The sequence below is a fragment of the Streptomyces albipurpureus genome, from assembly GCF_023701525.1.
Taxonomy (GTDB): domain Bacteria; phylum Actinomycetota; class Actinomycetes; order Streptomycetales; family Streptomycetaceae; genus Streptomyces; species Streptomyces albipurpureus.
This window is the reverse complement of record NZ_JAMQAW010000025.1, coordinates 231705-258144: the sequence shown is the minus strand read 5'-3', so window position 1 is coordinate 258144 and position 26440 is coordinate 231705. Positions and strand designations below refer to the sequence as shown.

Annotated in this window: 29 protein-coding genes; 19 read left to right on the top strand and 10 right to left on the bottom strand. The window is 68.2% G+C overall.

The window, feature by feature from the left end; translation table 11 throughout:
- Positions 1-38: 38 nt before the first annotated feature.
- The 5 genes from dhaM to NBG84_RS20615 all read right to left on the bottom strand — a co-directional run bounded on the left by dhaM (position 39) and on the right by NBG84_RS20615 (position 4475).
- Entirely contained in the window at positions 39-449 is a 411-nt protein-coding gene (gene dhaM / locus NBG84_RS20635) for a dihydroxyacetone kinase phosphoryl donor subunit DhaM (RefSeq protein WP_250921009.1), read from the bottom strand.
- Entirely contained in the window at positions 446-1060 is a 615-nt protein-coding gene (gene dhaL, locus NBG84_RS20630; RefSeq protein ID WP_250921008.1) for a dihydroxyacetone kinase subunit DhaL, read from the bottom strand. Before dhaL ends, dhaM begins: the two co-directional genes overlap by 4 nt.
- Positions 1061-1095: 35 nt before the next feature.
- Positions 1096-2088, bottom strand: coding sequence for a dihydroxyacetone kinase subunit DhaK (gene dhaK / locus NBG84_RS20625; RefSeq protein WP_250921007.1), 993 nt, complete (start codon positions 2086-2088; stop codon positions 1096-1098).
- A 453-nt stretch (positions 2089-2541) separates the two neighbouring features.
- Entirely contained in the window at positions 2542-3567 is a 1026-nt protein-coding gene (locus NBG84_RS20620) for an ABC transporter permease subunit (protein ID WP_250921006.1), read from the bottom strand.
- On the bottom strand, positions 3564-4475 hold the full coding sequence (locus tag NBG84_RS20615) for an ABC transporter ATP-binding protein (RefSeq protein ID WP_250921005.1): 912 nt from the start codon (positions 4473-4475) through the stop codon (positions 3564-3566). Before NBG84_RS20615 ends, NBG84_RS20620 begins: the two co-directional genes overlap by 4 nt.
- A 119-nt stretch (positions 4476-4594) precedes the next feature.
- Between NBG84_RS20615 and NBG84_RS20610 the strand changes: the two genes are divergently transcribed.
- The 3 genes from NBG84_RS20610 (at position 4595) to NBG84_RS20600 (ending at position 7598) form a co-directional block, all read left to right on the top strand.
- The gene (locus NBG84_RS20610) at positions 4595-5140 is read left to right on the top strand and encodes a metal transporter (RefSeq protein ID WP_250921004.1); all 546 of its coding nucleotides are present in this window, start codon (positions 4595-4597) and stop codon (positions 5138-5140) included.
- 25 nt (positions 5141-5165) lie between these two features.
- On the top strand, positions 5166-6407 hold the full coding sequence (locus NBG84_RS41170) for a sensor histidine kinase (protein WP_250921003.1): 1242 nt from the start codon (positions 5166-5168) through the stop codon (positions 6405-6407).
- Between the two features lie 267 nt (positions 6408-6674).
- Positions 6675-7598 (top strand): aminoglycoside phosphotransferase family protein, encoded by a 924-nt coding sequence (locus tag NBG84_RS20600; protein ID WP_250921002.1) that lies wholly within the window; start codon positions 6675-6677, stop codon positions 7596-7598.
- Positions 7599-7810: 212 nt separating this feature from the next.
- Here NBG84_RS20600 and NBG84_RS20595 read toward each other — a convergent pair whose 3' ends face one another.
- On the bottom strand, positions 7811-8464 hold the full coding sequence (locus NBG84_RS20595; RefSeq protein WP_250921001.1) for a dihydrofolate reductase family protein: 654 nt from the start codon (positions 8462-8464) through the stop codon (positions 7811-7813).
- Between the two features lie 250 nt (positions 8465-8714).
- Complete coding sequence (locus NBG84_RS20590; protein WP_250921000.1) at positions 8715-9449, bottom strand: helix-turn-helix domain-containing protein; 735 nt, start codon at positions 9447-9449, stop codon at positions 8715-8717.
- 318 nt (positions 9450-9767) lie between these two features.
- On the opposite strand from NBG84_RS20590, the gene NBG84_RS20585 reads away from it, so the two are divergent.
- From NBG84_RS20585 to NBG84_RS20565, 5 genes are all read left to right on the top strand, one after another.
- Positions 9768-11135, top strand: coding sequence for an amidohydrolase family protein (locus NBG84_RS20585; RefSeq protein WP_250920999.1), 1368 nt, complete (start codon positions 9768-9770; stop codon positions 11133-11135).
- Between the two features lie 646 nt (positions 11136-11781).
- On the top strand, positions 11782-13368 hold the full coding sequence (locus tag NBG84_RS20580; protein ID WP_250920998.1) for a molybdopterin-dependent oxidoreductase: 1587 nt from the start codon (positions 11782-11784) through the stop codon (positions 13366-13368).
- An 80-nt stretch (positions 13369-13448) separates the two neighbouring features.
- On the top strand, positions 13449-14099 hold the full coding sequence (locus tag NBG84_RS20575; protein ID WP_250920997.1) for a fasciclin domain-containing protein: 651 nt from the start codon (positions 13449-13451) through the stop codon (positions 14097-14099).
- A 492-nt stretch (positions 14100-14591) separates the two neighbouring features.
- A complete protein-coding gene (locus NBG84_RS20570; RefSeq protein WP_250920996.1) occupies positions 14592-15557 on the top strand; it encodes an alpha/beta fold hydrolase in 966 nt (321 codons plus the stop codon).
- A gap of 372 nt (positions 15558-15929) precedes the next feature.
- Complete coding sequence (locus NBG84_RS20565; protein ID WP_250920995.1) at positions 15930-16829, top strand: universal stress protein; 900 nt, start codon at positions 15930-15932, stop codon at positions 16827-16829.
- Between the two features lie 129 nt (positions 16830-16958).
- Here the strand turns inward: NBG84_RS20565 and ppk2 are convergent, their stop codons facing one another.
- On the bottom strand, positions 16959-17777 hold the full coding sequence (gene ppk2 / locus NBG84_RS20560; RefSeq protein ID WP_250920994.1) for a polyphosphate kinase 2: 819 nt from the start codon (positions 17775-17777) through the stop codon (positions 16959-16961).
- Between the two features lie 563 nt (positions 17778-18340).
- Between ppk2 and NBG84_RS20555 the strand changes: the two genes are divergently transcribed.
- Positions 18341-19063, top strand: coding sequence for a class E sortase (locus NBG84_RS20555; protein ID WP_250920993.1), 723 nt, complete (start codon positions 18341-18343; stop codon positions 19061-19063).
- Between the two features lie 181 nt (positions 19064-19244).
- Here the strand turns inward: NBG84_RS20555 and NBG84_RS20550 are convergent, their stop codons facing one another.
- Entirely contained in the window at positions 19245-19640 is a 396-nt protein-coding gene (locus tag NBG84_RS20550) for a VOC family protein (protein ID WP_250921101.1), read from the bottom strand.
- A gap of 64 nt (positions 19641-19704) precedes the next feature.
- A complete protein-coding gene (locus NBG84_RS20545; protein ID WP_250920992.1) occupies positions 19705-20748 on the bottom strand; it encodes a PHP domain-containing protein in 1044 nt (347 codons plus the stop codon).
- A 350-nt stretch (positions 20749-21098) separates the two neighbouring features.
- On the opposite strand from NBG84_RS20545, the gene NBG84_RS20540 reads away from it, so the two are divergent.
- The 10 genes from NBG84_RS20540 to NBG84_RS20495 all read left to right on the top strand — a co-directional run bounded on the left by NBG84_RS20540 (position 21099) and on the right by NBG84_RS20495 (position 26329).
- Entirely contained in the window at positions 21099-21419 is a 321-nt protein-coding gene (locus NBG84_RS20540; protein WP_250920991.1) for a gas vesicle protein GvpO, read from the top strand.
- Between the two features lie 64 nt (positions 21420-21483).
- On the top strand, positions 21484-21927 hold the full coding sequence (locus NBG84_RS20535; protein WP_250920990.1) for a gas vesicle structural protein GvpA: 444 nt from the start codon (positions 21484-21486) through the stop codon (positions 21925-21927).
- On the top strand, positions 21924-22640 hold the full coding sequence (locus tag NBG84_RS20530; protein ID WP_250920989.1) for a GvpL/GvpF family gas vesicle protein: 717 nt from the start codon (positions 21924-21926) through the stop codon (positions 22638-22640). Before NBG84_RS20535 ends, NBG84_RS20530 begins: the two co-directional genes overlap by 4 nt.
- 3 nt (positions 22641-22643) lie before the next feature.
- Positions 22644-22889, top strand: coding sequence for a gas vesicle protein GvpG (locus NBG84_RS20525; RefSeq protein WP_250920988.1), 246 nt, complete (start codon positions 22644-22646; stop codon positions 22887-22889).
- A complete protein-coding gene (locus NBG84_RS20520) occupies positions 22886-23455 on the top strand; it encodes a DNA primase (RefSeq protein WP_250920987.1) in 570 nt (189 codons plus the stop codon). The genes NBG84_RS20525 and NBG84_RS20520 overlap by 4 nt, the downstream gene beginning before the upstream one ends.
- A complete protein-coding gene (locus NBG84_RS20515; RefSeq protein WP_250920986.1) occupies positions 23448-24659 on the top strand; it encodes an SRPBCC family protein in 1212 nt (403 codons plus the stop codon). Before NBG84_RS20520 ends, NBG84_RS20515 begins: the two co-directional genes overlap by 8 nt.
- A complete protein-coding gene (locus tag NBG84_RS20510; protein WP_250920985.1) occupies positions 24656-25003 on the top strand; it encodes a gas vesicle protein in 348 nt (115 codons plus the stop codon). The genes NBG84_RS20515 and NBG84_RS20510 overlap by 4 nt, the downstream gene beginning before the upstream one ends.
- Positions 25000-25851, top strand: a complete 852-nt coding sequence (locus NBG84_RS20505; protein WP_250920984.1) for a GvpL/GvpF family gas vesicle protein — start codon at positions 25000-25002, stop codon at positions 25849-25851. Before NBG84_RS20510 ends, NBG84_RS20505 begins: the two co-directional genes overlap by 4 nt.
- A complete protein-coding gene (locus tag NBG84_RS20500) occupies positions 25848-26051 on the top strand; it encodes a gas vesicle protein (protein ID WP_250920983.1) in 204 nt (67 codons plus the stop codon). The genes NBG84_RS20505 and NBG84_RS20500 overlap by 4 nt, the downstream gene beginning before the upstream one ends.
- Positions 26048-26329, top strand: a complete 282-nt coding sequence (locus NBG84_RS20495) for a gas vesicle protein K (protein ID WP_250920982.1) — start codon at positions 26048-26050, stop codon at positions 26327-26329. The genes NBG84_RS20500 and NBG84_RS20495 overlap by 4 nt, the downstream gene beginning before the upstream one ends.
- Positions 26330-26440 lie beyond the last annotated feature (111 nt).

Below are 26440 nucleotides of genomic sequence, written 5' to 3'. Positions count from 1 at the left end.
CCCCGCCACTCAAGTGGGGCCATCCGGCGTCGACGCCCCTACTGCTTGCGGTAGCCGTACGCCTCCGAGGCCGCCGCCTCCACCGCGTCCAGATCGCCGCCCGCCGAGGCGGTCACCACCGCGGCAACCGCCCCCTCCACAAAGGGGGCATCCACCAGCCGGGTTCCCTCGGGCAGTTCATCCCCCTCGGCGAGCAGCGACTTCACCGTGAGGACGGCGCTGCCCAGATCGACCAGTACGGCCACTCCGACGCCCTGGTCCACTGAGGCAGCGGCCTGAGTGATCAACTCGGAACTGGTGCCGAGCCCCCCGTCCGGCGTGCCGCCAGCGGCGGCGATGGGGACCGTCACCCCCCGTCCCGCGAGGCCCCGCGCCAGTGCGGCCACGGCCGTGGCCAGCTCCGCGCTATGGGAGACAAGAACGATCCCCACCTGCTGTTCCCCACTCACTTGGTTGCCTCCGAGGTGTCAGCGAGTGCCGCGATGATCAGTGCGGATGAAGCCGCTCCGGGGTCCTCGTGCCCAGCGCTGCGCTCACCCAAGTAGCTGGCCCTGCCCTTGCGGGCGACCAGGGGCACGGTCGCCAGCGTTCCCTTGGCCGCGGCCTCGCGAGCCGCACCGAAGGAAGCGGACGAGTCATCGAGGGCCGCGACCGCAGGTTCGAGTGAATCCAGCATGGTCTTGTCGCCGGCCTTCGCACCACCTAGTTGGGCGACCGCCGCCACTCCCGCGCGAAGTGCTTCGCCGAGCTCCCCTGGGCTGACTTCGGTCGATTCGCCGAGCTCTTTCCCCGTACGTCGCAGCAACGTCCCGTAGAGCGGGCCGGACGCACCACCAACCGTGGAGATCAGCCGCCGGCCTGCCAGCATCAGCACCGCTCCCGGAGTCGCGGGCGACTCCTGCTCCAGCGCTGTGCGCACCGCGGTGAAACCCCGCTGGAGATTGCTGCCGTGGTCGGCATCGCCGATCGCCGAGTCGAGCTCCGTGAGGTGTGCCGCGTCCCGGTCGATGAGGTCGGCGGACAGCAGCAGCCAGCGGCGGAAGAATTCTGCGTCGAGCAACTGAACTCCCTGTGAGTGAGTCGGTCACGAGTGCTTCAGCGGCCCCAGCGCAGCCCCGGGGTCTGTACGGGTGCGTCCCACCACCGCAACAGCTCCTCGTCGGCCTGGCAGATGGTCACCGAGCAGCCCGCCATGTCGAGCGAGGTCACATAGTTTCCGACGAGGGTACGAGCGACGGTGACCCCCCGTTGCGTCAGCACCCGCTGCACCTCGGCGTTGAAGCCGTAGAGCTCCAGTAGGGGAGTGGCGCCCATGCCGTTCACCAGGACCAGTACGGGGCCGGTGGGCGGGCGGTCCTCCAACACCGCGTCCACGGCGAAGTCCGCGATCTCCCGGGAGGTCATCGTCGAACGCCGCTCCCGTCCGGGCTCCCCATGGATGCCGATGCCCAGTTCCAGCTCGCCGCTCGGGAGATCAAAGGTGGGGGTGCCCTTCGCCGGTGTGGTGACCGAGCTCAGGGCGACTCCGAAGCTGCGGGAGTTCTCGTTCACCTGCCGAGCGATGGCCTCAACCCGGTCCAGTGGCGCACCCGCCTCAGCCGCCGCTCCGGCGATCTTCTCCACGAACAGTGTTGCCCCGGTGCCACGACGGCCAGCGGTGAACAGACTGTCGATCACGGCCACGTCATCGTTGACCAGCACCTTCGCCAGCCGGATGCCTTCGTCCTCGGCGAGCTCGGCAGCCATGTCGAAGTTGAGGACATCGCCCGTGTAGTTCTTGACGATGAACAGGACCCCCGCCCCGCCGTCCACCGCGGTGGCGGCCCGGAGCATCTGGTCCGGAACCGGACTGGTGAAGACCTCGCCGGGGCAGGCCGCCGAGAGCATCCCCGGGCCGACGAACCCGCCGTGCAGTGGCTCGTGCCCCGATCCGCCTCCGGATACCAGTCCCACCTGTCCCGCCACCGGGGCGTCCCGCCGAACGATGACCCGGTTCTCGACATCCACGTTGAGTTCGGGGTGCGCGGCGGCCATCCCGCGCAGCGCGTCGGCGACGACGGTCTCGGGGGCGTTGATGAGCATCCTCAACGGTTCCTCCTAGGAGCGTTTCCAGTCGGCCCCCGTACGAGGTTCTGACTGGTCATCGGGTAGGTACGTCGGTCATGGCCGTTGGAGTTCGACGGCGGTGGTCATGCGGTTTCCGGTGGTGCTGATGCTGGTTCCTACCGAGGTGTCCGACCGGGCGTCACCGGTTATCCGGCCTGACGTTCGGCATTCTCGGTGACACCTTCAGTATCGGGGAGCCACTCCATATCGCCGAGCGACGCGGCGGCCGTAGCGGCGCTCCGCTGAGGTGGAGCAGCGCTACGCGTCCGAACTCGAACACCACTTCGAACTCTTCGGGGGATTGCAGCCAGGTGCCGGCGACCGAGACCAGTGCTCCCGAGACGCTGGCACCTGGGGCGGGTCTCGTTCTCCAGTCCGGGCAGAGCACGTCGGGTGACAGAGCCTGACCGGGAGGAACGCGGGTTGCGACCGGGGTCAGCTCACCCGGCGCCGGATCCGCCACACCGCGAACGCGGTGAGCACCCCGCTGAGCGCCAGGTAGATCCCGGTCTCCAGCCATTGGAACGCCCAGTAGCGGCTGCTGGGGTGGTAGCGGACGTCGATATGGAGGTCATGCTTGGCCAGACACACCGCGGTGTCACCGAATGTGCCTCCCCTGCCGGTCTTGGGCGGGCTGTCCAGGCAGGAGTTGAACTCGGCACCGTCGAGGGTCTTGCCGTCCTTGGTGCGCAGCGGGCTGGTCTGGGCGATCCACGCGTCGGGTTCGTGGGGCATCTTCACCCCGCCGATGACGGAGCCACCGCCGATGCTGCCCAGATTCTGTGCCCCGTTGATGGCTTCGACCGACATCGGCAACGTGGCCCTGTCCGGTGGTATGAGGCTGGGCCGCACCACGTTGGGGAAGAAGAACTGGAAGGCGAGGAAGACAACGAGCGTCACGGCCATCGAGGGCAGCGTCCGGCGCAGCAGCAGCCCGGCCACGGTGCCGAGGGTGACGGCCAGCGCGGCGTAGCCGATCGGCGCGACATCGCGCGCGCCGAAGACGAAGGTGCTGAACTCCTCCTTGACGACCTCGTCGAAGGGGCGGGCCGCCCAGGTGAGCAGGGCAGCGGCCGCACCCGTGAGGGCCATGGCGGCCAGCCCGACGAGCAGGACCTTGGTGAGGAGCCAGCGCGAGCGGGTGACGCTCTGGTTCCACACCAGCCGGTGGGTGCCGTTCTCCAGCTCCCGGGCGATCAGCGGAGCGCCCCAGAAGGTGCCGATGACGGCGGGGATCAGGGCGAGTCCGGTCGCCAGGAACAGCAGGGTGTTCTGGTAGGCGCTGCGGAACTGGCTCGTGGCCTGGGCACAGTCGGCCTGGTCCCGACAGGCGGCCTGGCGGGCGTCGTAGGCGTCGCGGATGTCCCCACCGAGGTACGCCGTATACGCGGCGGCAACGACCAGCGCGCCGACGGCGACCAGCGCCTGGATGCGGAACTGCCGCCAGTTCAACCACATCATCGCTGCGCCCTCCGGACCGCGGCCGTCGCGGGGGCGGTGGGGACGGCAGCCGCCCGGGCCATGTAGCCGAGGACCAGCTCCTCAAGCGTGACGGGCTCGACCCGACAGGGCAGGGCCTCGGGCGCGGTGCCCCCGCGGACGATGGCGCCACTGTGATCCGTCGAGATCACCTCGAACCCGGTGGGCATCCAGCCGGACTCGCCCCGAGGCGAGATGAGTCGGGCATGCCCGGCCAGGAGGTCCCGGGTGTCGCCGGCGAGTTGTATCCGCGAGTCGCACAGCACGATGAGGTAGTCGCAGACCTGCTCGATATCGCCGAGCAGGTGGGAGGAGAACACCGCGCTGGCGCCGAGCTCCCGTACGAACTCCCCGAGGCTGTGCAGGAATCCCCTGCGGGCCAGTGGGTCCAGAGCCGCCGCCGGTTCGTCGAAGATCAACAACTCGGGCCGCTTCGCCGCCGCGATGGTCAGAGCCAGCTGCGCTCGCTGGCCACCGGAGAGCTGCCCCGCCCTCTGGGTGGGGTTCAGCCCCACCTGGCTGATGCGCCGCTCGGCCAGGGACCGGTCCCACGCCGGGTTCATCGTCGCGCCGAGCTTGAGGTGTTCGGCGACGGTGAAGGAGCCGTACACCGGCGTGTTCTGCGCGACGAACCCCACCCGGGCCAGATGCGAGGCGTTCGCAGCCGGAGGTGACCCGAGCACGGTCAGGGAGCCCGAAGTCGGCTCGGTCAGCCCGCAGGCCAGGTGCAGCAGGGTCGACTTGCCGGCCCCGTTCGGACCGACCAAGCCGATGACGCGACCGGAGGGGACGGCGAGGTTCACATCGCTCAGGGCCAGTCTGCCGCGGCGGCCGTATCTCTTGGTCAAGCCCTCCGCGTGGAGCGTCGGAGGGGATTCTGTAGGTGCCATGCCGACATCCTGGAATTCCCCGGCGTGCCCGGCATCAGTCCACGGCACGGTTCCCTCCGCGCTGTTCCGTACTTTCGGCCGGTACCCGACGCGCGTTGGGGCTTTCTAGCCTGAGCGGCATGGACAGAGGAGATCGGTCGGCAGGCCCGGCCGGCAGGATGCCCAGTACGGGACTCGGCGTTGTGTTCGCCATCGGGACCGTCTTCACGGCCGTTGCCTTCATGACCAGCTGGGGCGGCACCTCCTGGATGTTCGGTTCCGCCGTCTCGGTCATCGTGGGCGGCCTCGCGCTGATGCGCGAGCGGCAGAAGACGCTGCTCGCGTTCGCGGGCCTGGTGGTGACCTTCGGTGCGGTCGTGGTGTCCCTGATCGCCGGGGATGACCTGCCGCAGGAGCCCGCGCCCATGACGGCGCTGGCCCTGTCGGTACTCGTCGGCTCCGCGATCAGGACGCTGCCGACGGGGGCGGCCGCCCAGATCGCCACGGGCGGTGTCGTGGTGACCGGAGTCATCTGGTTCGACGGATTGAGCGGTGTGACGACCCTGGCCACGATGGGGATGATCGCCGCCCTGGTGATCGGGCCGGTACTGCGCGGCCTCGACCGCGACCGGCACACCAACACCCGCGTACCGCGGGGGCCCTGGACCGAACCGCCGAGATCGTAGTGCGTTCCGAGACCTGGTGGACTCGGTGAGCGCCGCCGAGTCCGCCGTCAGGGCCGAGGAGTCGACCGGCACCCCGCGCAAGGGCCCGCCGAACGCCGCGGATCGCGGGTGGGGTTTCGGTAGCCTGATCAATGTGATCATTCCGGACCGATGGGCCAGAGGCATCTCCACCGTCGGGCTCGGTACCACCTTCCTCGCGGCGATCGCTTTCCAGTCCTTCGCGGTCGCACAGACCTGGGGAGCCGCGTTCTGGGTGCCCGGCGCCGCCGCCACCGCGGTGGTGTGCGCCCTCGCGCTGCTGCGCCATCGCGAGCGGACCTGGACGGCGGCCACGGGCCTTGCCGTCGCCGCGCTCTCGGTCCTTGCCCCGCTGCTTCCCGGCACCCGGCTTCCCGCTGGACTCGGACCCTCCCTGGCACTGGGCCTGGCGGTGCTCATCGCATCCGCGGTCAGGGTGCTGCCGCCGGTGCGGGCCGGGGCCATCGCGGGCGGCGGGCTGCTGGTGATCGCGGCCCAGTTCGCCGCCCGGCCGACATCGGCCGTGGCGGCCATCGCCGCAGTGGCCTGGCTGGCCGCCCTCGGGGTCGGGCTGTCGCTGCGCATGCTCGATGACCGGGCGGAGGCCGCCGCCGACCGGGTGCGCCGGGCCGAACGGCTGGAACTCGCCCGGGAACTGCACGACATCGTGGCCCACCACATCACGGGAATGCTGATCCAGTCGCAGGCCGCCCAGATCGTCGCGCGACGGAACCCGGAGAGGGTGTTGGACTCACTGACCGAGATCGAGACCGCAGGCTCCGAGGCCATGGCCGCGATGCGCCGCGTCGTAGGGCTGTTGCGCGACAGCGCCGACGCGCCTCCCGCTTCGCCCGGCCCCGAAGGGTTGAGCACGCTCGTCGAGCGCTTCAGCAGCCAGGGCCCGAAGGTGCGGCTGAGCATGCCCGACGACGACACGCAATGGCCACCGGAGGTGACCAGCACCGTGTACCGCATCGTCCAGGAGGCACTGACGAACGTCCTACGGCACGCGCAGCACGCCCGCTCCATCGAGGTCACCGTCGACCGCGCCCCGGACGGTGTCACCGTCGAGGTCGTGGACGACGCCCCGCCGGACTCCGCCCGCCCCCAGCACCGGAGTGGGTACGGTCTGATCGGCATGCGTGAACGCGTCCAGACACTCGGTGGTTCGCTGTGCGTCGGGCCCCGGCCCGGCGTCGGCTGGTCCGTGCGGGCGACCCTGCCCGTCCCGACCAGGGAGCCCGGATGACCACCAAGCCGCTGGTCGCCGACGACCAAGCGTTGACACCACCGCCGCGGACGTGTGCCGCTACCCGGTCGACTGCGAGGACCTGTTGTGTACGGAGTCGGCGGCGGTGAACGCGGAGCCCACGGGGACGGCCACCGTCCGCCGTGTATCCGTGCGCTCACCAGGGAGGTCGGCGTCAGCTTCGGCGAGCCAGTGGGTGAACAGGCCCGCCCCGGCACTCCGGTAGCTTGCCGGATGAACTCAACTCCCCCTGGAAGGACAGCCGATATGGGTAGGTCGCACGCCGTCGAGGTTCCGCAGTCTCTGGCGTCGTCGTACGCCAGCGGCTTCGGTGAGGAAGGGCGAGCCTGGATCGCCGCTCTGCCGGCTCTCGCCGAGGACCTCCTCGACCGTTGGGAACTGACCCGGGACGGGTCAGCCAGCGCCGGACAGGCCTCGCTGGTGCTGCCGGTACTGCGCGCTGACGGTGTGCGCGCGGTCCTCAGACTCCAACTGCCCAGGGAGGAGACCACTGCCGCACTCATCGGACTGCGCACCTGGAACGGGATGGGCATGGTGCGGTTGCTCGACCACGACCCCGAGACCAGCACCATGCTCCTGGAACGGCTCGACGGTGCCCGAACGCTGGCGTCGATGCAGAACGACGACATGGCGATGGGCGTCCTCGCCGAGCTTTTGAGCCGGCTGGTCTCCGTCCCCGCGCCGCAGGGCCTGCGGCGCCTCGGTGGTATCGCCGCGGAAATGCTGGCACAGGTTCCACAGGCGGTCACCGCTCTGGCCGACCCCGTCGACCAGCAACGACTACGCGGTTGGGCGTCGGCAGTGGCCGAGTTGATGGGCGAACCCGGCGACCGGATGCTGCATTGGGATCTGCACTACGACAATGTTCTCGCCGCGGAGCGCGAGCCATGGCTCGCCATCGATCCCGAGCCGCTGGCGGGAGATCCTGGCTTCGACTTCTGGCCCGCACTGGACAGCAGATGGGACGACGTGGTTGCGAAGGGCGACACGCTGCGCGTGGTGCGGCGCCGCTTCGACCTGCTGACCGAGGCCCTCGGTCTGGAGCGCCCACGGGCGACCGGGTGGACACTCGGACGGCTGTTGCAGAACTCGCTGTGGGACATCGCTGACGGCCGGACCGGGCTGGCCCCGCCCGCCGTCGCCATCGCGCAGGCGTTGTCGAACCGCTGACCAGGCCCATGAGCGAGGATGATCCAGCGCCGAGCCTTGCTCCCCTGTGAACGGCCTCATGGGAAGGGATCGCAGTGTGCTCCGCGGTGGTGGCGTCGTTGTCCGGAGCCCGCTCCGGGGATACCCGGGGTCCGTTGTGGGCATGGCGACCCCGCTGCCACGAGGCGGAGTCGGGCCGCGCTGACGACCTCGATCTCGGAGTGCGAGTCTGATCAGCGGCGGGCCAGGCTGATATGAGTGGCGGCTGCGGAGCTGATCTGCTCCACCACCCGGTAGCCGTCGAGAGCGTCGCCCATGCCGTCGAAGAGGCGCTCCCCCCGTCCGACCAGGATCGGGGCGATCACCAGGTGAAGCTGATCCACCAGCCCGGCACGGAGATACTGCCGGATGGTGGCCGGGCCGCCGCCGATCCGTACGTCCTTGCCGGCGGCCGCTTCGAATGCGCGCTGCAGCACGGTCTCGATGGGCTCGTCGGTGAAGTGGAAGGTGGTCCCGCCCTCCATCGAGAGGGCTGCCCGCTGATGGTGGGTGTGGACGAACACGGGGTGGCGGTAGGGCGGGGTGTCGCCCCACCAGCCCGTCCAGGTCTCGTCCTGCCACGGTCCACGCACTGGCCCGAACATATTGCGCCCCATGATGGTGGCGCCGATGTTCTCCTCGCCGAGATCGAGGCGATCGACATCGACTCCGGTCCTGCCGTTGGCCCGGTCCCGCATCGCGGCGAACATCCAGTCGTGCAAGCCGTCGATTCCGTCGCCGAAGGGCGCCTCCAGGCGCTGACGCGGGCCAGCGGCATAGCCGTCCACCGAGAGGGTGAGGTGGTGTACGCGCAGCTTGGGCACGGTGTTCTCCTGGTTCTTCGTCATGCGGCTGCTGGATCGCCGAGTGACTCAGCGGCCGGAGGCGGGGTGGTTCCCGCTCTCACCCCTGCGTCGAACAGGAGACGGCCGAATCGACAGCGCTCCCCGGAATCTTCCCCGGCACTCCGCTGCGACGGCGGGTGGGCGGCCGGCCCGTCGACCATCGCAGGCGTCGCGGCGTGCAGGGTGATCAGGCGGTCACCGGCACTGAAGGACCGCTGCGGAAGGGCGTCAGAACCACCGGTACTGAAGGGCGTCAAAGGGGACGGTCGCCATGCACCACAAACCAGATGGCCCGTGCCGTCGTCGTGCCCGCGTTGCGGAAGACATGCGGGGTGACCGAGTTGAAGGCGATGGAGTCACCCGGCCCAAGGACGTACTCCTCGTTCCCGGTTCGGATCGTCAACGCACCCGCGGTCACCACGCCGTACTCAAAGCCCTCATGTCCGGCCGAGTGATCGTCCTCCGTCGACGATCCGCCCGGTTCGTACACGATCTCCAGAAAATCCACCTGCGCGTTCGATGTGGTGGTGAGGCGTTCCCATCGGACTCCGTTGCCGAAGTCGATGGCCCGGCGGCTGTCCGCCCGCTGGATCTGGGCCTGGTAGGAGGGAGGGAGTTGCCGCAGTGAGCGGAAGCCCTCGGACGCCATGGCGGTGATGGAACCGGGAGGCCTTCCCTTGGCCCTGGTCCCGGCCGGGTGGGTGCGCTGGCCCTGACCCGCGGTGAAATCCCCCGCGGAGGGTGCGTCGGCCTCCGGCCTCAGCAGGAAGTCGATGGAGACATCGAGTTCATTGGCGAGGCTGTAGAGGACGCCGACCGATGGAGCGGTCTTACCCAACTCGATCTGCGACAGCAGGCTCGCCGAGCAGCCGAGTTTCCTCGCGAGCCCACGCACCGACTCGCCGCGTTCCTGACGTACGGCCCTGAGCCGGGTGCCGAGCGCCGTGGTGCGGGAGTCTGGGGCCGGATGCGCGGTCGTATCAGTCACGGATGTCAGTCTAGGCGGTACGAATGCTGTGCAGTGTGACTGTACGTATGCGGTTCATTGGTCACGGTAGCTGCTCGTCGGGATCGCTGTCCGCTGGCTTCCGATCGGGATCATGTGCCTATCTCTGCTGGTAGAAGTGCGTTTCTCAATCGAGGGGTGAGGGGGTCACGTAAAGGGGACTGTCCAAAATCTCCTGATGCTGTTCATTCATCCTTGACATGCTGTCCAGTGCGTTCGTACGCTCGCCGGGGCAGTGAGGCGCGCCACAGCGGCCCCACGCCCACGACGGCGGATCAGGGCACGACAGAGGAGCACGTGGTGAACCGGACTCTCATCCAGAACGCCAGCATCATCAGCGTCGACCCGGGAATCGGGAATCTCGACGGCGCCGACCTGCTGATCGAGGGCACAAAGATCGCCGCCGTCGGGCACGGCCTGCCCGTCGACGGAGCTCAGGTGGTGGACGGTCGCGGGTCCATCGTGATGCCCGGAATGGTCGACACCCACCGCCATCTCTGGCAGACCGTGCTGCGGAACATCGCGGCCGACTGGACGCTCAGCCAGTACTTCGCCGGTGTCCGGGTTCAACTCGGCGGGCACTTCCGCGCAGAGGACGTGTACGCCGGCAATCTGGCCGGAGCGTATGAAGCGCTCAACGCCGGGGTGACGACCGTCCTCGACTGGTCCCACAACATGAACACCCCCGAGCACGCGGACGCGGCGATCGAGGCCCTCAAGGAGACCCACGGCCGGTTCGTCATGTGTTACGGAAACGCCAATGACGAGTGGCTTCCGGTGAGCGATCTGCCGACCAACGCCGCGGACGCCCGGCGCGTACGATCGCAGCACTTCTCCTCAGACGACCAGCTTGTCCAGATGGGTATGGCCCTGCGCGGACCTCAGTACGCGACCCCCGGTGTCACCCTTGACGACTGGGCGCTCGCCCGAGAACTCGGGGTGCTGATCTCCGTACATGTCGGTGACGGAGCATGGGGGCGAAACCGTCCCGTCGCCTGGCTCGCCGAGAACGGTCTGCTCGGGCCCGATGTGGTCTGCGCCCACTGCAACTCTCTCGCGGACGATGAATTCCAGATCATGGCCGACTCCGGCTGCTCGGCCGCGATGACCCCCGAGATCGAGATGCAGATGGGGCACGGTTGGCCTGCCACCCGACGGCTGCTCGACGTCGGGATGTCACCCTCGCTGGGTATCGACATCGCCACCTGCAACAGCGGTCACCTCTTCCAGGTGATGCGTACGGTGTTGCTGGTGGAACGTGCTTTCGCCCATGCCGACGCCGCCCGCCGGGGCGGGGTCCTGGAGGAGCAGCTCCCACTGAACACCAGTGACGCGATTGCGTTCGCCACCCTCAACGGAGCGAAGGCACTACGACTGGACCACAAGATCGGCTCCCTGACCCCGGGGAAGGACGCCGACCTCGTACTGATCAGGGGGGACGGCATCGAGATGGCACCGATGAACAACGCGGCCGGTGCGGTGGTGTTGGCAGGCCATCCCGGTCTGGTGGATTCCGTCTGGGTGGCCGGTCGGCGGGTGAAGGCGGACGGCAAGCTCGTCGGTGTCGATGAGCGGAAGGTGGTCGGACTGGTCGACCAGTCCCGGGACTTCGTCCTCGCGCAAGCCGGTGTCGAGCCGGGTGGGCGCTTCCACCCGCCCGGTTACTGAAACCGGCGGCGAGCACACACGGGTGGCGAAACCCACTCCTCATGGCCCGGAACAAGACTCGCCAGAGGCGTAGGCGTAGACGGGTGGTGTGGACGGCCGGATCGGCCTTCCTCACCGCTTAGATCTTGTCACTGGGGTTCTTCGATACAGATCGAGAAAGAGCATCAGCGAGCTGTAGACAGCGGTAGAAGTGCGCCTTTTCTCATGGCATTTACTGATATGTCATGTGACATCAAAAGCATCGATCCTCGATGGCTGAAGGAGAGAAGGCTGCGGCGGCGAACGGACGCCCCGCAGCCTCCCCACGAGCGATGGCCCGCAAGGCGCCCGCCCCCTCCAGGACGTAAACCCCTCGGGGCGCGTTCGGACGGGTGCTCCCTCGATGGACAGGTGCGCGGGCCGCACCGCCACCGGCGGCCATGAGGCCATCGCCCACCCGCGACACCGGGCTGGCTCGGCTGGATATCGCCCCTTCCCCAGCGGATTTCCGCGCGGCGGACGACCCCGACTCCCCCTTCTCCGGGCAGAGTAACCCCAGGTCAGCACCTCCCTTCCGCGCCGGCGGACGGACCTGGGCCGGGTAAACGCGGAACCTGATCGCCACTCAGTCGAAGGATCGACCAATCCGGAGACCCATCGGTTCCGAATGATGGGTGTGACGATCAAACGAACAGCCATCACGCGCGGCGCGTTGGCAGGTGTGAGTGGCCTGCTGGCCGGCTTCGCCTCGCTGGCCGCGGCGGAACTGGTGGCGGCTGCCGTTCGTCCGGAAGCCGGCCCGATCACGGCGGTGGGGGGTGCGGCCATCGATCTCACCCCCGCGCCGGTGAAGGACTGGGCGATCCGTTCCTTCGGTACCAACGACAAGTTGGTTCTCCAGTTGGGCATCGTCAGTGTCCTGGTGCTCCTCGCCCTGGCGCTCGGGATGTTGGCGCTGCGCCACCGAAGGGTTGGGGCCGCCGGAGTACTGGTATTCGGCGCCGTTGGTTCCGTCGCCGCCCTCAGCCGACCGGATTCCGAGAGCTGGACCGACGCCCTGCCCTCTGTCTGCGGGGCGGTGATCGGGACGGCGGTGCTCTATCTCCTGATCGGAGCGCTCTCGACCGATCGTGCCGCTGCGGGCGAATCCCCATCGGATTCCCGATGGGATCGCCGTGGTTTCCTGCTGGCCGCTTCGGCGGCCGCCGTCGCCTCGGCGGGAGTCGGCGCGCTGGGCCGCTCGCTGACGGGCCGCCACGGCATGGACGCTGTGGCCTCCCGGGGGGCGGTGCGGCTACCGCCCCCCGCCTCAACCGCGGCGGCGATCCCCTCCGGAGCCCGGTTGCACCTTCGCGGGATGAAGCCCTTCACCACCCCCAACAAGGACTTCTACCGGGTCGACACGGCGCTGGTCGTGCCGAAGGTGGACGCCATGGACTGGCGTCTACGTCTGCACGGCAAGGGTGTCCGACGCCCGCTCAGCCTCACCTTCCAGGACCTACTGGATCGCGAGCTGATCGAGCGGGACATCACCCTCACCTGTGTCTCCAACGAGGTCGGTGGACCCTATGTCGGCAACGCCCGTTGGATCGGTGTGCGGCTCGCGGACCTACTGCGCGAAGCCGGTGTGAAGCCCCCGTCGAAGGGCGGTCCGGCCGATCAACTGGTGGCCCGTTCGGTGGACGGCATGACACTGGGGAGCCCGGTCGATGACATCATGGACGGTAGGGACGCCCTGCTCGCCGTGGGTATGAACGGTGAACCTCTGCCGCTGGACCACGGCTTCCCCGTCCGTATGGTGGTTCCCGGCCTCTACGGCTTTGTCTCGGCCTGCAAATGGATCGAGGACATAGAGCTCACCACCTTCGACGACTATGACCCGTACTGGGTGAAGCGTGGCTGGGCTCGTCGGGCGCCGATCAAGACCCAGTCCCGGATTGACACGCCGAAGCCCTTCGCCCGGCCGAAATCCGGCACCGTGATGGTTGCCGGTGTCGCCTGGGCGCAGCGCCGTGGCATCGACCGGGTGGAAGTCCGTATCGATGACGGCCCCTGGCGGCAGGCCGACTTGGCGGCACAGCACACCATCGACACCTGGCGTCAGTGGTCGCTGCCGTGGAAAGCCACTGCCGGCAGTCACACCCTCACGGTCCGCGCCATGGACCGTGACGGCGAGATCCAGACCCAGAGGCGGGCGAAGACCGTTCCCGACGGTGCCAGCGGATGGCACTCGGTGGTGGTCATCGTCGAGTGACCGCCCCGGCCGTCCCATCGGTTCGCCACACCCCAAAGCCACTACTCAGAGTAATGACACGAATGCTCAAGGAGAAACTCATGAACGCGTTCCGTTTCCGTCGTACCGCCCTCGCCCTGTCCGCTGTTGCCGTACTTCCCCTCACGCTCACCGCATGCGGCAGCGACGACAGCTCCGACAAGTCCGCCAAGTCGGCCAACTCGGCCCCGGCCGAGGAGAAGTCCACCCCGCCGGCCGCTGAAGCCGCCCCGACGGACGGCCCGTTCGGTTCCGCCTGCGCCTCCGTGCCCAAGGACGGGGCCGGCTCCTTCGACGGGATGTCCAAGGACCCGGTCGCGACCGCCGCCTCCAACAACCCGGCCCTGTCCACGCTGGTGACCGCGGTGAAGAAGGCCGGCCTCGTGGACACCCTGAACAGCGCGGAGAACATCACCGTCTTCGCTCCGACCAATGACGCCTTCGCCAAGATCCCGAAGGCGGACCTGGACAAGGTCCTCGCCGACAAGCAGGCGCTGACCGACATCCTCACCTACCACGTGGTCGGCCAGAAGCTCGCTCCCAAGCAGTTGGAGGGCGGGACCTACCCCACGCTCCAGAAGTCGAACGTGACCACCGTGGGCGCGGGCGCCGAGTACACCGTCAACGACTCGGCAAAGGTCGTGTGCGGCAATGTCCCCACCGCCAATGCGACCGTCTACATCATCGACACCGTGCTCATGCCCAAGAAGTAGGACCTGGGCGGCACGGCGGGCTGCCCACGCGAGAAGGGGTGCGGTTTCGGGGGACAGCCCGGGACCGCACCTTCTTCTGTCCGTGCCGGGCGCCTCCTCCTCGGCCGCGGGAAGCCGCGGTCCTCATCCGCCCGCACCACATCGGCGTCCCGATGTCCGAAGGGGCCGCGTGAAGAGACCCCATGAGGTGCCGACTCCGCGGACAGCCGACAGAACCGATGCCTCCGTACGGGTGACGCAGAGCCCGGGAAGCAATCCACTGGGCATCGGGAAACGAACCCCTCGTGGCCGGAGCGTTTGAGCGGACGCAACCGGTCAGTCCGCCCTGACGAGTCCATCGGGGAGCGTGTGAGGGCGGAGTCCGACGCCGTGGTGGCGAGGGCGACCACGGCGTCGGACACCATTTCGCATCCTGAAAGGCAGTACCCCACGACCCCGGGGCGGCGTTGGACACCCGAACCACATTCCCCGATCCAGCCCTACGGAGTCCCTGTGCCTGCCATCGACAGCACCGCCACCCTGGAAGGCGTCTCGCCCTCCCTTATCTGGCCCACCGCCCTGGGAGAGGAGGTCAGCGAGCGGGAGTTGAGCTTCGCCGGCTTCCGCTACATCTGTCGCACCGTCCCCAGCAGTCGGCCGAGCACCGAACCCGTGCTGATCCTCGGCGGATCCTCGCAGGACCGGAACTCGTGGGTGCGCCATGAAGCACGGCTCGCCGAGGTGGGCGAAGTGATCACGGTTGACCTGCCCGGCTACGGTACGGCCGACTTCCTCCCCGTCGGCTACGGCATCGACTTCCTCGCGGCAGCCGTGCGTCATCTGCTCGACGAACTCGGTCTGTCACGGATCAATCTGGTCGCGGCCTGCTTCGGAGGTGCCATCGGGCTTCGTTTCGCCCAGCACTATCCGCACTTGCTGCGGCGCCTGATGCTGGTCGGCATGACCTCGGCCATCCCCGACGACTACGCCGCCGCCATGCAGCGCTGGGACACCATGATCCGTCAGGGGGAGACCCAGCCCATCGCCCGGGAGCTCGCCGACCACTTCATGTCCCCTCCGGGCGCCGCGACCGTACGCAGGCACGCAGCGATCTCCCGACTGGTCTACCAGCAGATCGCCGGCCAGGACCAGCAGCAACTGGCGAAGTCCGCCGAGCACAACAGCCGACTCATGCGCCATGAGTGGCACCGACCCGAGCCGGTTCCCGTCCTGCCCATCCTGGTCGTGACCGGCGAGCACGACACCCTCACCACCCCGGCCATGGGCCGAGCCCTCGCCGCCGATCTCCCCGGCTCCCGGTTCGTCACCGTCAAGGAGACCGACCACCTCGCCCCCCTGGAACGCATCGCCGACTTCGCCGACCTGATGGCCCGCTTCTGCGTCGATGACCCCCTGGAGGGCCTTACCTACCTCAACCCGGCCGAGCACTACGGCGGCATCCCGCTGCCCCGCTCCTAGGAAGTGCCCTCACCGGAGCGCCGTCCGCCCGGAGAGCGGGTCTGGCAGAAGGGACTTCGAAGGCACGACCCAGCGGAGATCGTTCCGCCAATCCCGTCCCGCCTCGGCGATGCGCAGATCTCGCCGCATCGGCTGTCCCCACCCGTACGAGAGCGAAGCATCCGCCCGCTGCCAGCGCAGAACCCCGCCGCCCGGCCACCCCAATGGCCCTGCCAGTGATCGCCGGGCCCTTTGGACAGGGCCGGTCGGCCCAGGCCGGAGGACCTGAGGCCACTACCGCGGGACCTGCGGCCCCTCGCGTTTATGTGTATCGGCGCTCATGCTGGACAGCGAGATCACTGACGATCTCATCCGCTTCTGGAGGTAAGCACCATGTCCCGCACCGTCATCGCCGGACTCGATGGTTCCCGTGAGAGCCTGGCCGCCGCAGATTGGGCCGCCCAGGAAGCGAAGCTCAGGGGAGTTCCGCTGAAGCTGGTCAACGTGTGGGAGTCGGTACCCCTGGTTCAGGCGCCGTTCCTCAGCGCTGAGAACGAGCAGCACTGGGCGGAACAGCTTCCCCGCGAAGCCGGCGAAGAACTGCGAAAAGCCCACCCCGACCTGGACATCACCGTGGAGCAGCTCACCGGGCGCCCCGCCGATGTCCTCCCCGAACTGTCCAAGGACGCGGAGTTGCTGGTCCTCGGCTCCAGCGGGCTCGGCGGCTTCACCGGCTTCCTGGTGGGGTCGGTCGGACAGGCGGTGGTCTCCCGCACCGAGGGGCCGGTCATCCTCGTCCGCGCCGTTTCCCCGGTGGAGCAGCCGGGCGAGGAGCCCCAGGAGGGCCCCGCGGTGCAGGGTGATGTCCGCGGCCCGATCGTCCTCGGCCTGGACGCCAATGAGCCCGATGACGCACTGATCCAGTTCGCCTTTGACGCGGCACAGCGCCGGGCGGTGCCGCTGCGCGTTGTCCACAGCTGGAATCTGCCGCCCTACTTTGCCTATGGGCTGCCCCCGGACCCGCAGCTCAACGCCGAACTCGGCAGGATCGAGACGGAGAAGCTCGCCGAGGTGCTGGAGCCCTGGCGCCCGAAGTATCCGTCCGTCGAGGTCATCGAGCAGGTGGAGCCCGGCAAGGCCGTCGAACAGCTGGTGACAGCTTCCCGCGGTGCGTCCCTGCTGGTCGTCGGCCGGCGGATGCGGCGCGCGCCCTTCGGTGGTCGCATCGGTTCCGTCGCTCACGCGGTCTTGCACCACGCCATCGCGCCCGTCGCGGTGATCCCCCACCAGTGATGGCGGAGCGAGCAAGCGCGGGCAAGCTCAGCGCGGTACCCCGGGAAGGGCGGGCTGCCGAGTCGGCCTGAAGGGCCCCAACCGCCGTATCTGGCCGTATCCCCCAACGGGTACGGCCAGATCGGTGTGCTACGAGGCCAGACCCGCCGCGTGGTCGGGCACATAGGTCTGCAGATCGCGCGGCGGACGAACGTACCCCGTCGACGGAGGCCGGGCCGGGATCTCGATCACGGGTGGCGGTACCTCTCGATAGGGCACCGACGACAGCAGATGCGCCATCATGTTCAGCCGGGCGCGCCGCTTGTTGTCGCTCTCCACGACATACCAGGGCGCCTCCGGAATGTCGGTGTGCACCATCATCTCGTCCTTGGCCCGGGAGTACGCCTCCCAGCGGGTGATGGACTCCAGATCCATCGGCGACAGCTTCCAGCGCCGCGTCGGATCGTCCAGCCTTCGGCGGAACCGCTGCTCCTGCTCGGCATCGCTCACAGAGAACCAGTACTTGCGCAGCAGAATCCCGTCCTCCACCAGCATCCGCTCGAAGATCGGGCACTGGTGGAGAAAGCGCTGGTGCTCCTCCTTGGTGCAGAAACCCATCACCTGCTCGACGCCCGCCCGGTTGTACCAACTGCGGTCGAACAGGGCGATCTCCCCGGCGGCCGGCAGATGCTCGATGTACCGCTGGAAATACCACTGGCCGCGTTCTCGCTCGGTGGGCTTGGGCAGCGCCACGGTCCTGGCGACACGCGGGTTCAAATGCTCGGCGACCCGCTTGATGGTGCCGCCCTTGCCCGCCGCATCCCGACCCTCGAACACCACCACGAGCCGTACGCCTTCGACGCGTACCCACTCCTGAAGCTTGACCAGCTCGGTCTGGAGCCTCAGCAACTCCCGTTCGTACGCCGCACGGGGAACCTTCGCCGCGGCCCGTTTCTTCGCGTCGCCCATACTGACTGCACCTCCTGGCTCGCTGCCCTCTTCCGATGATCTTACGGAGCGAAGAGGACCCGGCGAGGGAAGCTGCCGCGTCGGAGAGCGCCGGTGCCGAGCCCGGCAGTCCCGTGGGCCCTTGTCCCTGATCGAACCGAGCTGCCGCCAGGTGCTCCCGGCGCGTCGTTCTCGAAACAGGGCAGCGCCGAGCTCGATGAGAGACGAGCCGACCCGGGGGAGTACTTGATGAGAGTCGAGCTGACCTGGGGGATAGGTGGCGATGGGCTGGTATGCCCTGGTCTGCGGGCCTGCTCGTCGTCTCCATGGGACGCTTCTCTCCGCCCCAAGGCGGCGCCTGGGCTGCTGACCAGCGGCGATGGGGGGTTCTTGGCCGCTATCTCCGGGAAGGGGCCGTCTCCGCGTTGCCGACCCCACACTGCTTGGGCATGGTGGAAGGGTGACAGGGGCGTGATACTGGCCGGGAACGTCTCGCTGTATCGCGTCGTTCTTCCGGCACCAGGCCAGCAGCCGCACCGAGCGACTGCGGCTCCATCCCCACCAGCCGTCGATGCGGACCACCCATGGCTGCTTCCCGAGCAATCCCCCTCGCGCTCACCGGAGCGCTGATAGCACTGCTCGCAGGCTGTTCCTCAGTTGATGTGTCCGCTGCGGACACATCAACCGCGAGTGCCCGCCCCACCGCGGTCACCTCCCCGACCGCGAGCCCGCTTCCGGTGACCACGTCCCCGACGGGTTCCCCGGTCGGGCAGCCCGTTCCCGAGCCGACCAAGGCCACCGCCCGTACGGAGACCGCGGTTCTCTCCATCCCGGCGATCGGCGTCGAAGACCTCCGTGTCGTCCCCTACGAGGGCACGACGGATGACGCACCGGGCACCGCCATCCAAAACCGCGGAGTCGCCGCGAGCCCCTACGGCGAGGACGGCGGTGTGGGCCCCGGTGAGATAGGCAACTACCTGGTCACCGCCCACCGGCTCTCGGCCGGCGGCCCCCTGCGCCAACTGCCCGACCTCCGGGAGGGAGACACGGTCGTCGTCACGGCGGGTGGCAGGACCTATGAGTACGAGATAACCGAGACCCGGAAAACATCCTTCCGCTCCGAACGCTCACTCTCCGAACAGCGCGCGGCAGTTCCGGGTGACCCCGGTGCGAAGGCCACCCAAGCGATGATCACGATCTCGACCTGTGCCACCCCGGAGGACGATGCCGCGGGGAACTTCTGGCGCGACGAGTTCGGCAACCCGGAGCATCGTATTGACAAGATCGGTGTGCTCAAGGGGGAGTGAACCCGCCCTGACACCGCTCCGCTCCGAAGGGACGCGCGGCACCGACTGAGCCAGGTGTGTTCGCAACCGGCCCCGCGCGGGCGCCGGCTGACGGCTACTCAGTCCGCACGTCCCGACCGGGCGCCGTTGCCAACATCCCACCCGGCATCCGAGGACCGGCGCGCCCAGGCGTTGGTGCGCTTCACCGCTGAGGTGGCAGTGGGGAGACCGCGAGCGAGAAGGAATGTCCGGCCGGATCCGAGTAGATCCGCACATCGCGCGGTCCACTGTTGTCCTTGGTATCCACTGGTCTTGCCCCCAGGCCGATGGCCTCCCGTTCGGCTTCGTCCATGTCGCCGCGTCCCACCAGGATCCGCAGGTGCGCCTGTTGTGAGTCCTCTGGGCGCGGCCAACTCGGCGGCGCGTAACCGAAGTCCCGGCGGATCGCGAGATGCACCCCGCGATGACCGATGATCTCCACGAAGTCGGGGTCACTTCCGATGTGCGCCTCCGCACCGAGCAGTGCGGCGTAGAACTCCGCCAACTCCATGGGTTCGGCACAATCCAGAACCAGCACACTTGTCTTCTCGACCGTCATGACGGCTCGTCTACCCCCGAGCGCGACAGCCATACGGCCAGGATGAGACCCCGTCCGGGTCCACTCACCCATGTGTCCACTCCAGGAGGTCGGACGCACTCCAGGTGTTGATCACCAGCTCAGCTGCCACCCCGGCCCGCTCCGCCCGATCGCAACCGATGAGCTGCCAGTCCAACTGCCCCGGGGCATGGGCGTCCGTATCGATGGCGAAGTGCACCCCCGATTCGACCGCCAGCCGCAGGAGCCGCATCGGAGGGTCGAGACGTTCAGGTCGGCTGTTGATCTCCACTGCCGTGCCATGAGCGGCGCAGGCGTCAAAGACCCGCTGGGCATCGAACTGTGACTCCGGTCGCGGTCGGTCCCGACCCGTTCTTCCGCCACCCCTCCGCTCCCGTCCGATGAGCAGCCGCCCCGTGCAGTGGCCGAGCACATCGACCAGCGGATTCGATACGGCGGCGATCAGACGGCGGGTCATCTTCGCCGACTCCATCCGCAGTTCCGAGTGGGCCGAGGCCACCACCAGGTCGAGCTGATCCAGCAGGTCCGGCTCCTGGTCGAGTGAGCCGTCCGACAGGATGTCGCACTCGATACCGGTGAGCAGCCGAAACGGCGCCCACCGCGCGTTCAGTTCCGCCACGATCCCCAACTGCTCGCGCAGCCGCTCCGGTGAGAGACCGTGGGCAACCGTCAGCCGAGGCGAGTGATCGGTGAGTACGGCCCACTCGTGCCCGATGGCGATTGCGGTGCGTCCCATCTCCTCGATCGGGCTGCCACCGTCCGACCAGTTGGAATGCAGATGACAGTCGCCCCGCAGCAGTGCTCGCAGCCGCTGCCCGCTCTCGGCCAGTGGCACCGTTGCCTCCTCCTCCAGCCGCTGGAGGTACTCCGGTAGCTGTCCGGTGAGCGCCTCCCGTACGACCTTGGCGGTCTTGGGGCCGACTCCCTTCACCCGTTCCAGCGAACCCGCCGACGCGCGGGCGGCGATCTCATCCGCCGACATCTCGCCCAGCGCAGCCGCGGCCGTGCGGAAGGCCCGCACCCGGTAGGTCTCGGCGCGCGAGCGCTCCAACAAGAAGGCGACGCGCTCCAGCGCCTCCAGCGGCTCCATCGCTACTCCTTCACCGACAAGCACCGAAACACCCAGCGAAATCGCGTCCACGAACATGCGCCGAAGAACATGTGCGACGACCCACGAGCGCCGCTGTCGCGCTATGTCGGCGACGGCGTTCGCGGAGCCTTCTCCCACTCTCGCCCGATCCGCCCCCAACGGCATGCTGAAGGCCACCGCGGGCTGCCGCGCCGGCGCTGCGCGGACCCTCCCACTCAATTCCATCCGTACCCCTCCCGCACCCCCTCCTGAGCCGCTTCAGCTGGCCTTTGCGGGTCTGCGGCAGAGACCGTTGTCGAGGACCGGGGTTTGGAAGTGCGCTGACGTGCAACACGCAGTTGGGAGGCGTTATGACTGACTCAACGAAGAACACCCAAGAGACGTCGTCAGAGCGGGACCGGGGTGGGGCGTCCACACCGGGACCGACGGAGGTGCTGCGTAGGGCGTGTGCACAGCTCGCCGAACTCACCGGCCGACAGGCCGAGTCGGTCTCCTCGTTCACACGGCAGGAGAACGGTTGGGTCCTGGAGATCGAAGTCCTCGAAGTGGCCCGTGTCCCCACCACCACAAGCCTTCTGGCGACGTATGAGGTCACCCTCGACGAAGAGCACGAACTGAACGGATACCGGCGCATCCGCCGTTACCAACGCGGCAGGGCCGACCCCGGGTAGCAGTTTGGACCGCCGCCCGAATATCGCCCCATGCGCACCACATCGATAGGAAGGGCTGGCAACGATGACCGTTGTACCGGCACAGCAGCAGTCAAGGGGATCGGGAGGCTCAAGTGGCCTCTACGACGTCCTGGAACTCGTCCTCGACCGGGGGCTCGTCATCGACGCGTTCATCCGCGTCTCCCTGGTGGGCATCGAGATCCTCAAGATCGACATCCGGATCGTGGTCGCCAGTGTGGACACCTACCTACGATTCGCCGAGGCGTGCAACCGCCTCGACCTGGAGGCAGGCCCCCGCAAGGATCCCGGCCTGCCCGATCTGCTCGGTGAAATGACCGAATCCGGGGCCCGCGGCAAGACCAAGGGTGCCCTCTCCGGCGCGGCGCAGACCATCGCGGACTCCTTCCAGCAGGGCCGCGACGAAGAGACCGAGGAGTCCGATGCCAAGCCCCGCGCCACGCGCACCCGGCGCCCCGCGACCCGTAAGCCGAAGGAGGATTCAGAGTGAGCGTCTACGTCTACGGCATCGCAGCCAGCGCACACCCCGACCTTCCCGAGAACGCGGCGGGCATCGGCGATCCGCCTCGCCCCGTCCGTATCGTCAGCCAGGGCCGTATCAAAGCCCTGGTCAGCGATGCGCCCGAGAAGATACGTCCCAAACGGCGTGATCTGCTCGCCCACCAGGACGTCCTACGCCAGGCGGGCGAGTCGGGCCCGGTCCTCCCCCTGCGGTTCGGCGGTGTCTCCCCGGACGACGAGACACTTCTGTCCGTCCTCGCGGAGAAGGAGGAGTACTACGTCGAACGGCTCGCGGCCCTCGACGGCATGGTCGAGTACAACCTCAAGGCCACCCATGACGAAGAAGCGGTTCTGTACCGCGTGCTCTCCGATGACCCGGCGCTACGGGAGAGCGTGGAAGCCGGCCGACGCACCGGGGGTGGATCGCACGAGGACAAGGTCCGGCTCGGCGAACGGGTCGCCCAGGCGGTCCAGACACGCGAGGTCCAGGACGCCGACCTGGTTCGGGCGACACTGCGGAACCTCTCCGAGGAAGTGAGCGCGGGACCCAAGAGCGTCGGCTGGTTGGCGAATCTCTCCTTCCTGGTCGCCCGGGACCGCAGCGCCGAACTGGTGAACGCCGTCGACGTCATACGGCAGGAGAACCCCCACCTCGTCCTGACCGTGACCGGGCCCCTCCCTCCGTACAGCTTTGTGGAGTGAGGCATGGGCCTGATCGGTGAACTGCTGCTCCTGCCCGCGGCCCCCGCCCGCGGCTCCCTCTGGGTGCTGCGTCAGGTGGTGGACGAGGCGGAGCGGCAGTACTACGACCCCGCGACGATCCAGGGCGAACTCGGGCGCCTCGCAGAGCAGTTCGAGGCCGGCGAGATGGACGAAGACGAATTCGACCGCCGGGAGGACGAACTCCTCGACCGGCTGGAGATTTCGCAGAACAGAGAGCAGGGACAATGAACAGCAGGCTGGCGTTTGGCCTCGCCGTGGGCGCGGGATATGTGCTCGGGCGTACGAAGAAGGCAAAACTGGCGTTTGCCGTCGGCACGATGGTGGCGGGCAAGCGGCTGAATCTGAACCCGGGAGCCCTGGGCGAGTTCATCACCCATCAACTGCGCGACAATCCGCAGTTCAAGGCGGTAGGTGAGCAGCTGCGCACAGATCTGGGCGGGGTGGGCAAGGCCGCCACCGGAGCCTTCGTCAGCAGGCATCTCGACGGACTCGCCGACCGACTGCACGACCGGACGGCGGATGTACAGGATCGGGTGAAGGACGCCCTCTCCGGTTCGAACGGCGAGAAGCACGACTCCCCGAGCAGTGCGGACGACGAGGAGCGCGAAGACCTCGAAGACCACGCCGATGACGAGTCCGAAGACGCCCCCGCCGAGCGGGAGAAGGCGGCGCGGCCGGCACGGCGCCCGGAGAAGCCCGCTGCGAAGCGGGCCCCCGCGAAGAAGACGGCGCGGGCCCCCGAGAAGAGGGCCCCTCGCAAGGCCGCACCGAAGGGAGACCGGACCCGTGGCTGAGAAGACAAGTCTCCTGAGCGCCGACAATCCAGCGGTGAGCCGGCTGAAGGAAGAAGCCCAGAGCTATCTCGTGGCCCGTGCTGAGCAGGCGCTGGCATCCACCGGCCGCCTGCTCGGCAAGACCACGACCCGGCTCAACGGCATCGCCGACGGCAGCAGCCCGGGCCTCGCCCGACTGGCCGTGGAGGGCGGACGCAAGGCCGCCCAGGGCAAGGGACCCGTCCGCAGCGCCATCGAGGCGGGTGCTTCGCAGCTCAAGGACAAGGCCACCGACGCGCTCAAGGGTCTGGGCGGAAAGCGCTCCAAGGGCGGTGGGGGTAAGCACCCGGTCGTCATCCTTGAGTCCGTCGACGTCGGCGTCCCGGTGCGTACCGCCTACGACCAGTGGACCCGCTTCCAGGACTTCGCCTCGTTCGCCAGGGGTGTCAGGAGTGCGACCGCGGCCGATGACACCTCGTCGGACTGGCAGGTCAAGGTCTTCTGGTCCAGCCGTAGCTGGAAGGCCCGTACCACCGAGCAGATACCGGACTCCCGAATCCAGTGGACGTCGGAGGGCGCCAAGGGCAGCACCAAGGGCGTCGTCACCTTCCATCCTCTCGGCGACAACCTCACCCGGGTCCTCCTGGTCCTGGAGTACTACCCCAAGGGGCTCTTTGAGAAGACCGGCAACATCTGGCGCGCCCAGGGCCGCAGGGCCCGGCTCGACCTCAAGAACTACGCCCGTCACATCTCCCTCCTCGGCGAGGTCGAGGACGGCTGGCGCGGTGAGATCCGCGACGGCGAGGTGGTGCTGAGCCACGATGACGCCCTCGCCGATGAGGCTGAAGAAGACGCTCCCGACGAGGCCGACGCCAAGGGCGGGGCGTCCGCGCACGGGTCGGACGATGAGGCAGCGGACGGCGAGGACGGCGAGGACGGCGAGGACGGCGACGAGGACGCATACGACGAGGAGTACGACGAGGAGCCGGGTGAGTTTGAGGATGAGCCGGAAGACGCCGCAGAAGACGCAGAAGACGCAGAAGACGCCGAAGAAGATGCTGACGAAGAGCACATAGACGAAGCGGACGAAGCGGATGGGGCCGATGAGGCAGATGAAGCGGATGAAGCGGAGGAAATGGAGGACCTAGAGGAGGCGGAGGAAGAGTACGACGAGTCCGAGGACGACCGGGAACCGGCGCGGGCAGGAAACCGTGACCGCCGATGAGCCTCTCCAACGGCCTCCCCGACCCGTACTCCTCCCAGGGGGGCAGCGCCAACCTCGCCGACATCCTCGAACGGGTGCTCGACAAGGGAATTGTGATCGCGGGTGACATCCGCATCAACCTGCTGGACATCGAACTCCTCACCATCAAGCTGCGGCTGGTCGTCGCCTCCGTCGACAAGGCCAAGGAGATGGGCATCGACTGGTGGGAGCGCGACCCCGAGCTGTCCATGGGGGCACGCGACAGGGAACTCGCCGCGGAGAACGAGCGATTGCGCCAGCGCATAGCCGAGCTGGAGCCCGCACGCTCGGCACCCGGGGAACCGGCACCCAAGGAGTCCGCGTGAACGAGCTGCGCTATGTCTACGCCGTCACCAGGCCCTTCGGCGCCGCATTGCCCAAGGATCTGGTCGGGGTCGCGGGTAGCTCGCCCTATCAGCTGCGCCATCACGAGCTGGCCGCCGTGGTCTCCGACGTTCCCGCGACGGACTTCGACGCGGGCCCGCTCAAGGAGCGGCTGGAGGACATCGACTGGCTCAGTGACACCGCGCGCGCCCATGAGGCGGTGGTCGCCACCCTGGTCTCGGTCGGTTCTCCGCTGCCGCTGCGGCTGGCCACCATCTGCCGGGGCGACAGCGGTGTGCGCCGACTGCTCGAAGCCGGAAACGACCGCTTCGTACGGACGCTGGAACGGCTCGACGGGCGTGTCGAGTGGGGCGTGAAGGTCTACGCCCGCGTCCCCGCCTCCCAGGTGTCTTCCCCGGCGCCCACACGCCTGCGGGCCTCCACCGACCAGGCACCGGGTACGGGTCGGGACTTCCTCCGTCGTCGGCTCGGCGAACGTCGGCAGGAGGAGCACTCCTGGCAGTCGGCGGCGGTCGTGGCCCGTGCTCTTCACGCGGAACTCACCAGTCGAGCGCAGGCCACCCGACTGCACCGGCCGCAACAGGCCAAGCTCTCCGGGGCCTCGGGGCAGAACATTCTGAACGCCGCCTACCTCGTACCCCGGGACGACAGCGCCGACTTCATCGGCGCGGTCAACCGGCTACTGCCCGATGAGCCGGGGATGTCCGGCGAGGTGACCGGCCCTTGGGCTCCGTACTCCTTCACCGAAGACCCCTCTGATGACAACCCCTTCGCCGAGGTCGACGCCTCCGACGGCGATGTCGTGGGGGAGCGGGAGGAGCGCCGATGACAAGCACCGGCTCCGATCCCCTCGCCGAACGCCAGGTGGCCCTGGTCGACCTACTCGATCGCCTGCTGGCGGGCGGTGTGGTGATCAGTGGTGACCTCACCCTGCGGATCGCCGATGTCGATCTCGTTCGGATCGATCTCAAGGCCCTCATCAGCTCGGTATCGGCGGAAGTGCCATCGCCCTGGGAGGTTGGCCCATGAGCCGGAATCGCGCCCTGGATCTCGCTCCTGACACGGTGGAACGCGATCTCGCCCAGCTCGTCCTCACCGTGGTGGAACTGCTGCGTCAGCTCATGGAGCGTCAGGCGCTACGACGCGCCGACACCGGCGAGCTCACGGAGGAGCAGGAAGAACGCATCGGGCTGACGCTCATGCTGCTGGAGGACCGTATGGAGACCCTCCGGGAGCAGTTCGGTCTGGAACCAGGCGATCTCAACATCGATCTGGGCCCACTCGGCCCGCTTCTCCCAAGGCAGTGAACTGGCCTTCGGCCGTCCCGAAGGGACTCCAGATGGCCCACGACGGCGATCACGATCTTGTGCATTCCTTGGAAAACCACGATCACACGTGCTCATGGCAGCCCCAACGGG

Excerpts from the sequence above, each read along its gene's own strand:
- NBG84_RS20615 (WP_250921005.1), bottom strand. The coding sequence starts at position 4,475 with ATGGCACCTACAGAATCCCCTCCGACGCTCCACGCGGAGGGCTTGACC.
- NBG84_RS20610 (WP_250921004.1), top strand. The coding sequence starts at position 4,595 with ATGGACAGAGGAGATCGGTCGGCAGGCCCGGCCGGCAGGATGCCCAGT.
- NBG84_RS20525 (WP_250920988.1), top strand. The coding sequence starts at position 22,644 with ATGGGCCTGATCGGTGAACTGCTGCTCCTGCCCGCGGCCCCCGCCCGC.
- NBG84_RS20620 (WP_250921006.1), bottom strand. The coding sequence starts at position 3,567 with ATGATGTGGTTGAACTGGCGGCAGTTCCGCATCCAGGCGCTGGTCGCC.
- NBG84_RS20520 (WP_250920987.1), top strand. The coding sequence starts at position 22,886 with ATGAACAGCAGGCTGGCGTTTGGCCTCGCCGTGGGCGCGGGATATGTG.
- NBG84_RS20540 (WP_250920991.1), top strand. The coding sequence starts at position 21,099 with ATGACTGACTCAACGAAGAACACCCAAGAGACGTCGTCAGAGCGGGAC.
- NBG84_RS20580 (WP_250920998.1), top strand. The coding sequence starts at position 11,782 with ATGATGGGTGTGACGATCAAACGAACAGCCATCACGCGCGGCGCGTTG.
- NBG84_RS20600 (WP_250921002.1), top strand. The coding sequence starts at position 6,675 with ATGGGTAGGTCGCACGCCGTCGAGGTTCCGCAGTCTCTGGCGTCGTCG.
- ppk2 (WP_250920994.1), bottom strand. The coding sequence starts at position 17,777 with ATGGGCGACGCGAAGAAACGGGCCGCGGCGAAGGTTCCCCGTGCGGCG.
- NBG84_RS20535 (WP_250920990.1), top strand. The coding sequence starts at position 21,484 with ATGACCGTTGTACCGGCACAGCAGCAGTCAAGGGGATCGGGAGGCTCA.
- NBG84_RS20545 (WP_250920992.1), bottom strand. The coding sequence starts at position 20,748 with ATGGAGCCGCTGGAGGCGCTGGAGCGCGTCGCCTTCTTGTTGGAGCGC.
- NBG84_RS20595 (WP_250921001.1), bottom strand. The coding sequence starts at position 8,464 with ATGACGAAGAACCAGGAGAACACCGTGCCCAAGCTGCGCGTACACCAC.
- NBG84_RS20495 (WP_250920982.1), top strand. The coding sequence starts at position 26,048 with ATGAGCCGGAATCGCGCCCTGGATCTCGCTCCTGACACGGTGGAACGC.
- NBG84_RS20500 (WP_250920983.1), top strand. The coding sequence starts at position 25,848 with ATGACAAGCACCGGCTCCGATCCCCTCGCCGAACGCCAGGTGGCCCTG.
- NBG84_RS20565 (WP_250920995.1), top strand. The coding sequence starts at position 15,930 with ATGTCCCGCACCGTCATCGCCGGACTCGATGGTTCCCGTGAGAGCCTG.
- NBG84_RS20575 (WP_250920997.1), top strand. The coding sequence starts at position 13,449 with ATGAACGCGTTCCGTTTCCGTCGTACCGCCCTCGCCCTGTCCGCTGTT.
- NBG84_RS20555 (WP_250920993.1), top strand. The coding sequence starts at position 18,341 with ATGGCTGCTTCCCGAGCAATCCCCCTCGCGCTCACCGGAGCGCTGATA.
- NBG84_RS20510 (WP_250920985.1), top strand. The coding sequence starts at position 24,656 with ATGAGCCTCTCCAACGGCCTCCCCGACCCGTACTCCTCCCAGGGGGGC.
- NBG84_RS20550 (WP_250921101.1), bottom strand. The coding sequence starts at position 19,640 with ATGACGGTCGAGAAGACAAGTGTGCTGGTTCTGGATTGTGCCGAACCC.